The organism is Fictibacillus sp. UD, assembly GCF_043558025.1.
GTDB lineage: Bacteria > Bacillota > Bacilli > Bacillales > Fictibacillaceae > Fictibacillus.
Map to the genome: position 1 here is coordinate 66,425 of NZ_JARUHH010000001.1, position 13,431 is coordinate 79,855.

At 37.7% G+C, this 13,431-nt stretch carries 15 protein-coding genes; 12 read left to right on the plus strand and 3 right to left on the minus strand.

Annotated elements, in window-relative coordinates:
• The first annotated feature begins 7 nt into the window (after positions 1 to 7).
• From P8610_RS00360 to P8610_RS00370, 3 genes are read left to right on the plus strand one after another with little or no spacing between them, the layout of a single operon-like run.
• A complete protein-coding gene (locus P8610_RS00360) occupies positions 8 to 1,015 on the plus strand; it encodes a potassium channel family protein (RefSeq protein ID WP_394602694.1) in 1,008 nt (335 codons plus the stop codon).
• Positions 1,016 to 1,039: 24 nt separating this feature from the next.
• The gene (pepV, locus tag P8610_RS00365) at positions 1,040 to 2,446 is read left to right on the plus strand and encodes a dipeptidase PepV (RefSeq protein WP_394602695.1); all 1,407 of its coding nucleotides are present in this window, start codon (positions 1,040 to 1,042) and stop codon (positions 2,444 to 2,446) included.
• A gap of 20 nt (positions 2,447 to 2,466) precedes the next feature.
• On the plus strand, positions 2,467 to 3,648 hold the full coding sequence (locus tag P8610_RS00370; protein ID WP_394602696.1) for an MFS transporter: 1,182 nt from the start codon (positions 2,467 to 2,469) through the stop codon (positions 3,646 to 3,648).
• A gap of 40 nt (positions 3,649 to 3,688) precedes the next feature.
• On the opposite strand, the gene cysK is transcribed toward P8610_RS00370, so the two are convergent.
• Positions 3,689 to 4,621: a cysteine synthase A gene (gene cysK, locus P8610_RS00375; protein WP_394602697.1), complete on the minus strand. Its 933-nt coding sequence runs from the start codon at positions 4,619 to 4,621 to the stop codon at positions 3,689 to 3,691.
• A 112-nt stretch (positions 4,622 to 4,733) separates the two neighbouring features.
• On the opposite strand from cysK, the gene thpR reads away from it, so the two are divergent.
• From thpR to P8610_RS00390, 3 genes are read left to right on the plus strand one after another with little or no spacing between them, the layout of a single operon-like run.
• A complete protein-coding gene (gene thpR / locus P8610_RS00380) occupies positions 4,734 to 5,294 on the plus strand; it encodes an RNA 2',3'-cyclic phosphodiesterase (protein ID WP_394602698.1) in 561 nt (186 codons plus the stop codon).
• Positions 5,295 to 5,314: 20 nt separating this feature from the next.
• Positions 5,315 to 6,106 (plus strand): hypothetical protein, encoded by a 792-nt coding sequence (locus P8610_RS00385; protein WP_394602699.1) that lies wholly within the window; start codon positions 5,315 to 5,317, stop codon positions 6,104 to 6,106.
• A gap of 48 nt (positions 6,107 to 6,154) precedes the next feature.
• Positions 6,155 to 7,078 carry a diacylglycerol/lipid kinase family protein gene (locus tag P8610_RS00390; RefSeq protein ID WP_394602700.1) on the plus strand — a complete coding sequence of 308 codons (924 nt, stop codon included), beginning with the start codon at positions 6,155 to 6,157 and terminating at the stop codon, positions 7,076 to 7,078.
• A 7-nt stretch (positions 7,079 to 7,085) separates the two neighbouring features.
• Here P8610_RS00390 and P8610_RS00395 read toward each other — a convergent pair whose 3' ends face one another.
• Complete coding sequence (locus tag P8610_RS00395; RefSeq protein WP_394602701.1) at positions 7,086 to 7,223, minus strand: hypothetical protein; 138 nt, start codon at positions 7,221 to 7,223, stop codon at positions 7,086 to 7,088.
• Between the two features lie 94 nt (positions 7,224 to 7,317).
• Between P8610_RS00395 and P8610_RS00400 the strand changes: the two genes are divergently transcribed.
• The 3 genes from P8610_RS00400 to P8610_RS00410 all read left to right on the plus strand — a co-directional run bounded on the left by P8610_RS00400 (position 7,318) and on the right by P8610_RS00410 (position 10,692).
• A complete protein-coding gene (locus P8610_RS00400) occupies positions 7,318 to 7,521 on the plus strand; it encodes a hypothetical protein (RefSeq protein WP_394602702.1) in 204 nt (67 codons plus the stop codon).
• A 96-nt stretch (positions 7,522 to 7,617) separates the two neighbouring features.
• Positions 7,618 to 9,756: a type I pullulanase gene (gene pulA / locus P8610_RS00405; RefSeq protein ID WP_394602703.1), complete on the plus strand. Its 2,139-nt coding sequence runs from the start codon at positions 7,618 to 7,620 to the stop codon at positions 9,754 to 9,756.
• 153 nt (positions 9,757 to 9,909) lie between these two features.
• Complete coding sequence (locus P8610_RS00410; RefSeq protein WP_394602704.1) at positions 9,910 to 10,692, plus strand: phosphotransferase; 783 nt, start codon at positions 9,910 to 9,912, stop codon at positions 10,690 to 10,692.
• Between the two features lie 51 nt (positions 10,693 to 10,743).
• On the opposite strand, the gene P8610_RS00415 is transcribed toward P8610_RS00410, so the two are convergent.
• Positions 10,744 to 11,028: a YtzH-like family protein gene (locus tag P8610_RS00415; RefSeq protein ID WP_394602705.1), complete on the minus strand. Its 285-nt coding sequence runs from the start codon at positions 11,026 to 11,028 to the stop codon at positions 10,744 to 10,746.
• A gap of 129 nt (positions 11,029 to 11,157) precedes the next feature.
• Between P8610_RS00415 and trmB the strand changes: the two genes are divergently transcribed.
• From trmB to P8610_RS00430, 3 genes are all read left to right on the plus strand, one after another.
• A complete protein-coding gene (gene trmB, locus P8610_RS00420; protein ID WP_289494789.1) occupies positions 11,158 to 11,799 on the plus strand; it encodes a tRNA (guanosine(46)-N7)-methyltransferase TrmB in 642 nt (213 codons plus the stop codon).
• A 95-nt stretch (positions 11,800 to 11,894) separates the two neighbouring features.
• Entirely contained in the window at positions 11,895 to 12,737 is an 843-nt protein-coding gene (locus P8610_RS00425; RefSeq protein WP_394602706.1) for a YtnP family quorum-quenching lactonase, read from the plus strand.
• A gap of 129 nt (positions 12,738 to 12,866) precedes the next feature.
• Positions 12,867 to 13,403 (plus strand): hypothetical protein, encoded by a 537-nt coding sequence (locus P8610_RS00430; protein ID WP_394602707.1) that lies wholly within the window; start codon positions 12,867 to 12,869, stop codon positions 13,401 to 13,403.
• Positions 13,404 to 13,431: the final 28 nt, after the last annotated feature.

A 13,431-nucleotide genomic window follows, 5' to 3' on the forward strand; every position in this document is an offset into this window, starting at 1 on the left:
CGATAAGGTGTACATTTTGCAAAAGGTTATGAATCGCCTGATCGTATTAAACAAACTTGGGATTTTCTCCTTTACTTTTTTTATCGTCATTTTTTCTTCAATTGTAATGCATGAATTAGAACCTAAAACATTTCCAAGGTGGTTTGACGCCCTATGGTATGTGATGACAACTGTAACCACAGTAGGGTATGGAGATTTTTATCCAGTTTCCGTTGCAGGCAGAATCTACGCGATATTTATTTTTTTAGTTGGAATTGGTATTGCAGGTCTAGCGATTGGAAAACTTGTTGAAGCACTGGGAGCTCATCGAAAACATAAGGAGGAAGGAAGGTTGAATTTTAGAGGGAAAAATCATTTCGTAATTATTGGCTGGTCTGAAAAAGCAAAATATGCTGTAAATGAGATCATTGAAACTCACCCTGAACTTGAAATCGTACTTATCGATCAACTAACCGTAACACCTATGACTCATCACAATCTTCATTATGTTCAAGGTGATCCTTCAATGGAAGCCACTTTAAACCAAGCAAATTTGAAAGAAGCAAAATCAGTGCTAGTCTTTTCGGATGACTCTATTCGCGACTCTGCATTAGCTGATGGTAAAACGCTCTTAATCGTAACTTCAGTAGAAAGATTATCTCCGCATATACATAGCACCGTTGAGATAAAAAAAGAAGAGCATATTAAAAACTTTAGGCATGCTAAAGTAGATGAGTTTGTTTTGAGCCATGAAACGGTATCACGTATGGCGGTGCGTTCAGCATTTTCGAAAGGAATTACAGACATATACACTCAGCTTCTTTCACATAAAGAAGGAGAGAATTTGTTTGAAGTACGGAAAAAGGCAGAATGGAAAACGTATAAAGATGCTTTTGACGGCTTACTTAGAGAAGGAGCAACATTAATCGCAGATGGAAATGACCTTGCCATAAACAAAAAATTAGACGATAGAATACGTGATGATGCACGGCTATATATCATTTGCAGCAAAGACGTTTACGAATCGTTGAAATAAATCGTATAGAAAGGATGCTTTACTATGGATCAAATAAATTGGAAAGAAGAAGTTGAAGTTCGAAAAGAAAAATTGATGGAGGATACAAAAGGTCTTTTGCGCATTCCAAGTGTTCTTGATGAGGAAAATGCTGAAGAAAGTGCGCCTTTTGGACCGGAAATTGAACGTGCATTAACATATATGCTAGACCTAGGTAAAGAAAGCGGTATGACCATTAAGAATGTGGATGGGTATGCAGGACACATTGAAATCGGAAGCGGAGAAGATATCGTAGGTGTTCTTTGTCATGTTGATGTTGTGCCTGCTGGTGAAGGCTGGTCAGTAGATCCTTTTGGGGCAGAAGTTAAGGATGGGAAAATCTTTGCAAGAGGTGCGATCGATGATAAAGGTCCGACTATGGCAGCCTTCTATGGAATGAAGATCATTCAGGAACTAAAACTGCCTTTAACGAAGAGAGTCAGAATGATCATCGGCTGTGATGAAGAAAGCAACTGGCAATGTGTAAGACATTACTTTACGAAAGAAGAAATGCCATCAATCGGATTTGCTCCTGATGCTGATTTTCCAATCATCTCCGCTGAAAAAGGAATATTCGATGTGGAATTTAGTATAAAAGGGAGTGACACAGCAGGAAGTGTAGGATTGCAGTTAACAACTTTCAAATCTGGTGAGCGTTTAAATATGGTACCAGATCAAGCAGAAGCTAAAATCCAAGGTATAGGATTAGAGGAACTGCAGCAAGCGTTCGAAAGCTTCGGAAAGACAAGGGGAATAGAATGTCACGCTTTAATAGAAAACGATGCACTCATCCTAAAGGTTAAAGGTAAATCAGCGCATGGAAGTACTCCCGAAATAGGAATGAATGCGGGTCTTTTACTTGGTGAATTTTTAAAGAACAGCCCTTTTACGGGACAAGCTAAGACGTTTCTAAACTTGCTGGAAGATGTGACTGGTGAACATACAGGAAATAAACTAGGTATCTCGGCAGAAGATGAAGCGAGCGGCAAATTAACGGTAAATGTAGGGGTCATGGCTTTTAACGAAGCAGAAGGCGGAAAAGTAGGGATGAATGTTCGCTATCCTGTTACACACGATAGTGATGTTATTGAGAGTTCATTAAAAGAACGAGCACAATCAGGTGATTGGTCAATGAGAATTATTGAAAACAATCCGCCTAACTATGTGGAAGAGAACCATCCATTAATTAAAACACTGCAAAAAGTGTATGAAGAACAAACAGGTAAAAAGGGTGAATTAATGGCAATTGGCGGAGGTACTTATGCACGTTCATTAGAAACGGGTGTCGCTTTCGGAGCATTGTTCCCTGGTAGGGAAGATGTTGCTCATCAGAAGGATGAGCATATGTTTGTAGAAGATTTGCTTCTTGCTGCAGCGATTTATGCACAAGCCATTTATGAACTGGCAAAATAGCTTGTAAGAGAGGGTACATCATGAAGAAAACGTTTGACCAAACCTCTATCAGTCTAAAAGGTTTTTATCTACTGAGTTTTTTTGGTCTAGGGAGCTTATTCCCGTTATTAGGTGTTTATTTTAAAGAAGAAGTGGGACTTAGCGGGACTGAAATTGGTACGTTAATGTCTATAAGTCCAGTTGTTATGATCTTTGCTCAGCCTTTATGGGGCATAGCAACGGATTATACGAGACGTCCACGATCAGTACTGGTTCTATCCCTATTGTTAACAGCTGTATTAGGTTATAGCATCTTTCTTTTGGAATCATATGTATGGCTTATTGCTCTACTCGTCGTGTTTTCCTTTATGCAAAGTGCCTTAGTGCCTGTGTCAGACAGCATCCTTTTAAATTACGTCCAAAAAGAAAACAAACAATATGGAAACTATAGACTGTTCGGTGCGGTTGGATTTGCAATAGCTGTTTATCTGGCTGGGAGACTCGCTGAAGTCTTTGGCATACACGTTATTTTCTATATGTTTACAACTGTTCTTATCATCTGTGTTTTATTTGTTGTAAGGATGCCGAAAGAAAGTCAATCGCTTAAGACAGACCTTAGAAAGGGAATTGATCAACTGGTTAAAATGCCTTCCTATCTCGTTTTTCTTTCGGCCACTTTTCTAGTGTTTGGCCCAATCTTTGCAAACAACTTTTATTTCGGTTTTTATATTCAGGAAACAGGCGGAACACTTGCAGGAGTGGGATTAGCCTTCTTAATTGCAGCTGGAAGCGAAGCGCCGTTTATGAAGTTTGCTGGACTGACGATTAAAAGGTGGGGCATGATGAACATTATGATATTTGCTGCGACCGTTTCTGCTGTCCGCTGGACGTTTTATTTTTTTGAACCGTCATATTCAGTAGTACTGATAACAACTGTTGTACAAGGATTTTCGGTAGGTTTGTTTATTCCTGCCGCGATGGAATATGTACGGACCTACACACCCATAGAGGTGAGAGCTACAGCAGTATCGTTATACTCAGCTGTCGGCAATGGATTAGGTTCCTGGTTTTGTACGTTTGTAGGCGGTGTTATTTTTGATAAGTTCAACATCTTCTACACGTATTTATTCTTTGGCGTACTGTCTTTTGCCGGGCTATTTATGGTTTTTATTCTCTCCAGAATGGAAGTGCAAGGACGCATACTACTTCACAGGTCCATATAAAAATAAGGCATCCCGCGTTGATGATTGGGATGCCTTGTTTTTATTCAAACTGAAATAAATCGCTTGATAAATAGCGTTCTCCAGAGTCACATGTAATACAGATGACAACGTCGCCTTTTTTTCGCTTTTCCGCAATTTTTAAAGCGGCATAAACGGCAGCCCCTGATGATGGACCGACTAATATTCCTTCTTCTGAAGCTAGTCGTCTTGTAATCGTATAAGCATCTTCATCATTGACCTGTACGATTTCGTCATAGACTTTTTGGTTTAAGATCGGTGGTATAAATCCAGGGCTTGTCCCGACAAGTTTATGCTTTCCTGGCTTTCCGCCTGACAAAACAGGTGATCCTTTTGGTTCCACCACATGAACAGTCAGATCGGGAAAGAATGACTTCAGCGTTTCGCCAGTGCCTGTAATCGTACCGCCAGTTCCTGCAGGTGCGATAAAAGCAGTAAAGTGCTGATTCAGTTCTTCGATTGCTTCTTTAATTTCTACGGCAGTACTGCCACGGTGGGCATCTGGGTTTGAAGGGTTCTCAAATTGCATCGGCATATAGCTGTTTGGAATTTCATCAGCAAGTTCCCGTGCTTTTTTTATTGCACCGGGCATTTTTTCATCACCAGGTGTGAGAACCACTTTTGCACCATAAGCTTTTAATAAATTAATTCTTTCTTCTGTCATCGTATCAGGCATAACAATAATGGACTTATATCCTCTAGCGGCTGCATTCATAGCTAGGCCGATTCCAGTGTTACCTGAAGTAGGTTCGATAATCGTAGATCCTTCTTTAAGGAAGCCCTTTTTTTCTGCTTCAACAATCATGTTAAAAGCAGCTCGGTCTTTAAGACTTCGGCTAGGGTTGTAATATTCTAATTTAACATATACATCGGCTCCATCTTTATGAGGAAGACGATTTAACTTCACAATAGGTGTATCTCCAATTAAATCAGCGATGTTTGAAACGACTCTCATCATTTGCACTCCTTTTCGTTGCTTTTACAAGTATAACAAATAAGTGTTGTGGTAAAAAAGCAGATAGACACATTAATAAATTTGATAAAATAAAACAAGGTGGTGTGATTTTATGCAAAGGCATTATTTTATAGCTGTGAAGCTTCCTGCAGAAGTGAAAACAAAACTTGCGGAATTCTGCAAGCATATCAAAAAAGATCATCATTTTAAAACATGGGTACATTTAGAAGATCTTCATATTACGTTAGCCTTTTTAGGATCTGCATCAACTCGGCAGCTGGAAACACTTCATTCGTTATTAAAAGAAGAAGTAACAAATCATGATGAGTTCTCCTTAAAGGTTGACCATTTTGGATTTTTCGGAAACAAACAAAACCCTCGAATTTTTTGGGCAGGTATAAAAAAGCAACACAGTTTATATCGTCTGCAAAAACAAGTGTCTTATGTATGTGCGAAAGCTGGCTTTACATTAGAGAACAGACCATATGCTCCTCATATTACACTTGCACGGAAACATATTGATTCTGAAGACCGTTCAATAAACGCCGCGGATTGGTGGAAACAATATGGTGAGGAAATACCGTTCAATGTTGAGAAAATCGTGATTTACGAAACGCATACAGAAAAGCAGCCTAAATATGAAATTGTACAATCCTTTTCATTACAAAATTAAAAGGAGAGGAGAAGAGAAGAATGTCACAGCTTGTAAAATTACAAGATTATGTTTCACGTTATGAAAATAACCTGTACCATTATCAGTCGTTATTTACGAGAATTAAAGAGAATCGCCGGAAAGCTTTCAAGCAAAACAAAGTAAATCAAAATCAAAATCAAAATGCAATGCATAAAGAATTCCGAAATAAATTATTTACTCATCAAATGAACTGGGCTACATCTACGGTGAAAGAAATTTCAAATTGTGACAAGCGGTTTGTTCAGGATAGAACGCTGCAATTTTTGATTCAAGAAATCCCTGATAATTATTTATTGTTTTATGAACCTGTGCTGCAAGTGAAAAATGCTGGAGTTGAATTAGATGTTATTTTAGCAGGACCGACAGACGTCTGGCTGATCGTGTGGATGAACGGTGAAGGGATATGGCAAGAAGCACAAGATAACAAGCGATTTTGGAAGAATGTTCATTCAGATCAAAAAGAAACGGTTTTAAGTCCAATCATCCGTCTCGAACGAATGAATTCGTTGGTAAGAGAATTTTGGGAGCCTTATGAGAATCAGCTATCCATAAAACCGTGCATTGTTGCTCCCCATGCTTTTATTGACTTCTCAAATGATTGGAGAAAGATTTCATATATAGACAAGCGGAACTTTCAAGAGTGGCACACGCAGCTGCAGCAGAATCCAGCACCTATTAAAAGTCAGCAATTAAAATTTGTATCTGACTTGCTAAGGATAGGTGTAACAAACTCTCTTTTCAGAAAAGATCCATTGTCCAATGAGTCTGAGTTTCATTTTGAAGGTATTTAAAGAATTTTGTCGAAAGTCTTTAAAAACCGTAAATCGAGGGCTCGCTGAATGAAAAAGTACTTTTTTATTATTAACTCAAACAATGCAAAAGCTGTAAAAACATTTAAATCTTTAAAAAAGGCGATGGATCAGGAAGGAATTCCCTATCGAACGTTTTATACAGAACATAGTGGTCATGCCGTTGAAATTGCTAAAAAGATTACATACATGAACAAAGATTTAATAAAGGCCGTTATAGCTGTAGGCGGTGATGGTACGATCCATGAAGTATTTAATGGGATTAAAGATCATGAAAGTATTCCGCTAGGATTCATTTCTGGTGGCTCAGGGAACGATATCGTTCGTGTGCTTACTAAAGAAGTAAGAGGTGTTAAAAGGCAAATCTCTTATCTAAAGCGTAATCGGATGATTAAAACCGACTCAGGGAAAATGCAATTAACAGGAAGAAGCAAGAAACGCCAAGCATTCATTAGTGCCATCGGTATTGGTCTAGACGGAGAAGTAGCAAAGTACACAAATGAGGCAATATACAAAAAGTACTTACATAAGTTAAAATTAGGAACGCTTGCATATGTAGTCACATTGTTTAAAGTCCTGAGGTTCTATAGGCCAGGTACAATGGAAATAAAATTAGATGGAAGAGAGTATGTTTTTCACAACGTCTGGCTTGTAGCTGTTGGAAACATGCCCTATTATGGAGGGGGCATGAAAATTTGTCCCGAAGCGAAATACAACGACGGAATTTTAGATGTTTGTGTTGTACATAATCTATCAATCCTTAAGCTTTTGCTGCTTTTTATATCGGTATTTTGGGGCGGACATGTGAAAGTGCAAGGTGTTTCTCAATTGAAAGGGAAAGAAATTGCAGTTGCCACGAAACATCCAGTGGCTATTCATGCTGATGGTGAATACAAGGGAACAACACCGATTGAAGTTGTTATCCAACCCGCATCGGTTTCTGTGAAAATATAAGTCTCTTTTAGTGACTTTTGATGCCCTTGAAAGAGTTGATTTCCGTTCCAGGTGCTCGCTTTCCGCGGGGCAGGCGGTGAGCCACATTTGTTCGTTTCACTCTTAAGTGTCTCACCTGCCCGCCTGTCCCGCAGGAGTCTCCCACCTTGCACTCCAATCAACTGTCACAGAAGAAAATAGAAACAAGGCTGGAAAGCATAAACATCCAAAACATATAAAATAATGAGTGGGGAATAAAAATGAAATGGACAGATCTATTTAATATCGCACTTTTTGCAGTTCTCTGGGTTGCATTGATTCAAAAGAAATCCGGAATTAAAGAATGGCTATTAAATATTACGAATGACCAGCTGTTGATCGGGATTATTGTTCCAGTGATCATTTATGCTGCCCTTGTTATCACAGGCAGAATCGTAAAGAACAAATATTTAAACGCTGATTGAGAGGGAGGATTCCCTCTCTCTTTTTTTCATGTAAAGGAATAACAAAATCAAATTAAGTTCAATATGATGTAATAGCGATTTAAAGGGGTGTGACTGATGAGTATAGATAGTATTTCGTTGGTGGCTTATATAGATGATTTTTCAATGATAACAATTGTAGCGAATAAGCCCTTTTCGATCATCCCTTCACTTTCACTGGTAGATGACAAAGGGACCGCTCAGCCATTAACTATTGATAAGCAAGAACATTATCATGAACAGATTATATATAAATGCAAAACATCAACACCATTCGATTTGTTTAAGGAATATTGGATTACCTATAACGACAGAAGAATCCCCTTGATGGTAGGAAGTATCGTTAGAACAGAAAAGTTTGATACCCTTTTTTACGATGATAGCGTCCTTGGCGCGACTTTCACACCTGAGTTCACTACGTTTAAGGTGTGGTCACCAGTTGCTTATGAGATCAGACTCAAGTACAAACCAGCTCATTCAAACTCTTATTTTGAGCAAAAGATGGATCGAAATGAAAAAGGATTGTGGCAAACTACCTTAGAAGGTAATCATCATTTAACAGAGTATACTTATTTGGCAAAAGTGAATCATGAATGGGTTGAAACGACTGATCCATATTCACGGTCAGTTACAATAAACGGTGAAAAATCAGTTGTTGTTCATCTTCCTGAAACAGATCCTGCAGACTGGAATCGGTCTGAAAAAAAGATAAACCTCCGTTCAAAAACAAACAGCGTTATTTATGAAGTTCATGTGCGGGATTTTACGATTCATTCTGACAGCGGTATCAAAAATAAAGGCAAGTATTTAGGATTAACTGAATTGCAAACGACAACATCAAAAGGCTATCCTACGGGATTGGATTATCTTAAGAGTCTAGGTATTAGTCATGTGCAGTTAATGCCTGTCGCTGACTTTGGAAGTGTTGATGAAACGAATCCGGAAAAAGAGTATAACTGGGGATATGATCCTGTCCACTTTTTGGCACCTGAAGGATCATACTCTACGAATCCACACGACCCTGTATGCAGAATTACAGAACTTAAGATGCTGATTCAAAGCCTTCAAAATAATGGATTTTCTGTGATTCTAGATGTGGTTTTTAACCATGTGTATAAACTGGAAGAGTCATCATTTGAAAAGCTCGTTCCTGGATATTATTTTCGTTATGATGATGGCGGTAAGCCTGTGAACGGAACAGGGGTTGGAAATGACACAGCTTCAGAAAGAAAAATGATGCGAAAGTTTATACTAGATGCTCTCACTTACTGGATGAACGAATATAAAGTTGATGGATTTCGCTTCGATCTTATGGGAATACACGATGTAGAAACAATGAATATAGCTGCGAAAAAGTTAAAATCGTTGAATCCAGGAGTATTTTTGTTAGGAGAAGGCTGGGACTTAAATACTTATTTAGAACCTGAGAAAAAAGCCTCCCTCTCATCAGCGAAAAAGATGCCTGACTACTCTTTCTTTAATGATGCATTTCGTGATCATGTTAAAGGAAGTATCTTTGTAGAAGGTCACAGAGGTTTTATAAATGGAAATCAAGAGGATCGAATTAAACACCAAATGGCACATGTTATGAGAGGGTATGCTGGAAATCACGATAAATTTTTAAACGCTGAACAAAGCATTAACTATACAGAATGTCATGATAATCATACATTATACGACCTGCTGGCTATTCGGCATCCACACGAAAGTGAGAGCATCCGAAGAAAACGTCAGCAGCTTGCGTTAGCTTTCACGATCTTTGCACGCGGTGTCCCTTTTATACATGCCGGGCAAGAGTTTTTCAGAACGAAACACGGAGCAGAAAACAGCTACAATCTTCCTGATAAGATTAATGCAATCAATTGGAACAGATGTGAGTTATATCATAATGACGTTGCTTACTTTAGACAACTAATTAAAATTAGAAAAGAGCAAGCTGTTTTTAGTGATAACAGAAGTGAACTCATTGAATGGAAACTTCCAGATGGCGCAATAGGATTTAAATTACAACTTCCTTTGACCGATAAAATAAGTAAGGATTCTCATTGGAATAAAGTAGTACTGCTTTTTAATCAAACATTACAGCCAATAAGTATCCCTCTTAATCAAGATAGCTGGAGCGTAGTGATTGAAGATGAAGTGCACAATGAAAGAGTATTAAGCTCTAATTGGTACACATTACATCCATTGTCTTTTTCGATGTTATATAGTATATAGGTTTGTAAAGTATGAAGAATCGAGTGCTTTTCTTGTTTTTTTGTGTTAAAATAATGACTTCGCAGTAATTTATTTAGATACGGAAATGGTATACTTTGTTGAATGAACATTTAATAAAAACGGATTCTTTAACTAGACAAGAAGGTGAACAATTTGGAACAGATTTTGGGAGAAGATTGGCAGGTTTCCCCTGCTGGTGGAGCAACAGGAGAAGCATATATAGCTGAATATGGGAACCAAAAACTGTTTTTAAAGCGCAATTCCTCTCCGTTTTTAGCTGTTCTTTCAGCTGAGGGAATCGTCCCTAAACTTTTATGGACGAAAAGACTTGGCAATGGGGATGTAATCACAGCTCAACAATGGCTGAACGGGCGGGAATTGAAAGCAGCCGATATGAAAAGTGAAAATGTAGCTAAACTTTTAGCGAAAATTCATCGATCGCAGGAGCTTCTGGGTATGATGAATCGACTTGAAAAGAAAAGATTAACACCGGTTGATCTTTTAAATGATATTCAATTACAAATGCGCAAAGAAAAAGACTATCTTGAAATCATCAATGATTCGTTTGCCTATCTTATGGAAACCGCATCTGAAGTCGAAGTTGATGATTTAGTCGTGTGTCATTGTGATGTAAACCATAATAATTGGCTGCTAAGTGATTCTAACGAACTGTTCCTAATTGATTGGGACGGCGCGATGATAGCTGATCCTGCACTTGATTTAGGGATGCTGCTGTACAGCTACATCCCTTATGAAAATTGGGAAGAATGGCTTGGCATCTATGGTCAGACATTAGATGATCATTTAGAGAGAAGAATGCATTGGTATGTTTTGGCACAAACGATAAGCTCTTTTTTCTGGTATAAAGAAAAAGGACAGTCAAAAGAGACTGCCCAATTTGCAGAAAATATTAAAAAACTTGCAGGTTCGATTTAAAAGCTGACAATATAGAAGTTAATCTGACACTATTTCCTAGGGAATAGTGTCTTAATATGGGTGATGTGTCTGAATTGTATTAATCCATGTTTCTAAGTGTGGGCGATGGCTTGTTATATGCTCTTCCAAATGCTGATGAGTAAAGCCTGTATGACTATATTCGTTAATGTTGGTCAAAATGTTCCTTACTTCTTCATGGACTTCACCATTCTGCATTAAATGTGCAGCAAGACGTTCTAGCTGTGCACATTCTGATGGTGAACCAGCACAATCGGTATAATGGTCTTGAAGAAGATCTCTGATGATATGCAATTGATCATTATGATTTAATGGCATTTTGCTGCACATCCTTTCATTGCATAGCTTATGGATTTCAGAAAAAAATATCCTTAAAAGCAAGATGATTTACGGGATGAAAATTAATTCGTAATAAGATTATTTTAGTTAGTAAAGTGGGGAGAAAATATGCGTCAAAGATTTAAGCCATGGGCGAAAGATAAATTGATGGACAATCCAGAGTTTGTTTCCATTGAACCTGAATCCATGAAGGGAAAATGGCATTCCTTTTTCGGTAATGATAACCCGATTCATATTGAAGTCGGAACAGGTAAAGGGCAATTTATAAACGGAATGGGGAAGCAGAATCCTTCGATTAACTATTTAGGGATGGAGCTTTATGATAGCATTATAATCACTGCTCTCGATCGTATTCTCGAGGATAAAAAGCCGAATGTTAAACTGATTCGAGCAGATGCAACACATTTACTCGATTATTTCGAGCCAGGAGAAATTGATCGTGTTTATTTAAACTTCTCAGATCCTTGGCCAAAGAAAAAGCACGCTAAAAGAAGACTGACTCATGAAAGTTTCCTTAAACGATACGAAACAGTATTAAAGAAACCTGGGGAAATTCATTTTAAGACTGATAACCAAGGTTTATTTGAATACTCGCTTCACAGTATGTCAACGTACGGAATGTTTTTTAATGACGTAAGTCTTGATCTCCATAAAAGTCATATGGAAGATAACGTCATGACAGAGTATGAAGAAAAATTCTCTGAAAAAGGGGACCGTATTTACAGAATGGAAGCACAATTTCGTTCCTAAAACTCAAGCCTCTGCTTGAGTTTTTTCTTTTCTTTTCTTCATTGTTTCTTATGATACACTTGTAGGGAATAAAAAAGGTGAAGGGAGAAGGAGCTATGGATCAGTGGAAAGTCGGAACTAAAACGCTTACATGGTTAGATGGTGGGGTAACACATATGGATGGCGGGGCTATGTTTGGAGTCGTTCCTAAACCATTGTGGGAAACAAAATACCCCGTTAACGAAAGAAATCAGATCGAGTTAAGAACGGAACCTATTCTCGTTCAAGGATTTGAAGGGAAAAACATTTTGATTGAATCAGGTATAGGTGCCGGGAAATTAACAGAAAAACAAAGAAGGAACTATGGAGTCACCGAGGAATCTCAAATTGAAAAAAGTCTTGAAAAAGAGGGATTAACGACTGCTGATATTGATATCGTACTTATGACTCATATGCATTTTGATCATGCCTGCGGACTTTCTCGATGGAAAGATGACAAGCTGGTTCCTGTTTTTGAAAACGCTATTATTTACACTTCAGAAACAGAGTGGAACGAACTGCAAAATCCGAATATTAGGTCGCAAAATACATATTGGAAAGAAAATTGGGAGCCCATTCAAAACCAAGTAAAAACGTTCAAAGAAGAAATTGAAATTTTAAATGGGATTAGGATGGTTCATACAGGTGGGCATAGTGATGGTCATTCACTTATTGAACTCACGTTAGAAGACGGTGAAAAAGTATATCACATCGGTGATATTATGCCGACACACGCTCATCATAACCCGCTTTGGGTACTTGCTTATGATGATTATCCGATGACTTCAATCTTTCAAAAACAAAAATGGATACAACCTGATACATGGTATTTTTTCTATCATGACTGTATCTATCGTGCCGTTAAGTGGGATAAAAACGGTGTGTTGACAGAGAGAGTTCCGCGATCTCCAAAAATGTGAAAAAATCGTCACATATTTTCCATTTTCAAGTGAATGTTTGAAACGACAGGATATGTTAAAATATGAGAGGCATGAATTTATCAATTTTTATTTATATCTTAAGAGGTAAAATGAGAGGGGATTAAAAATATGAAAAAACAGTTAGTAGCCATTTTTACCGTTCTAGCACTGTTTTTATCAATGGGGACATTTGTGTCTGCTGAAACTGCCACAGATGAAATGAAAAAGACGATTGAAAAAGGTATTGAAAGTAAACATAAGGATCTAAAAAAAGGTTCCTTAACTTTATCTGACATTGAGACATATCCGAATGAAGACTCAGAATTAGAAGCTTCTGAAGTTACAGTAGCAATCGCTAATTATGATACGGTTAGAGATAACATTTTTTATTTTGATCACACAGAAGTTGTTTTTTATGACGCTGACAAGAACGAACTTTTAGCAGAAGCAGCTGTTGCCAAAGCAAACCCAAAAATTAAAGACTATAAAAAAGCACATGAATCAGAACTTGGAACACATATGGATTGGATTGTAGTAACAGCATTGTTGTTCATGTTAATTATTATTCCATTGTTCATTTTGACAGTTTGGGAAAAACGTCAATACCTTACTACCAAATTCAAGATCGATAATAATCTTTATAATCAAACAAAATTATATCGATAATCTAAAAAGCCCTTAGGATTTCTCCTAA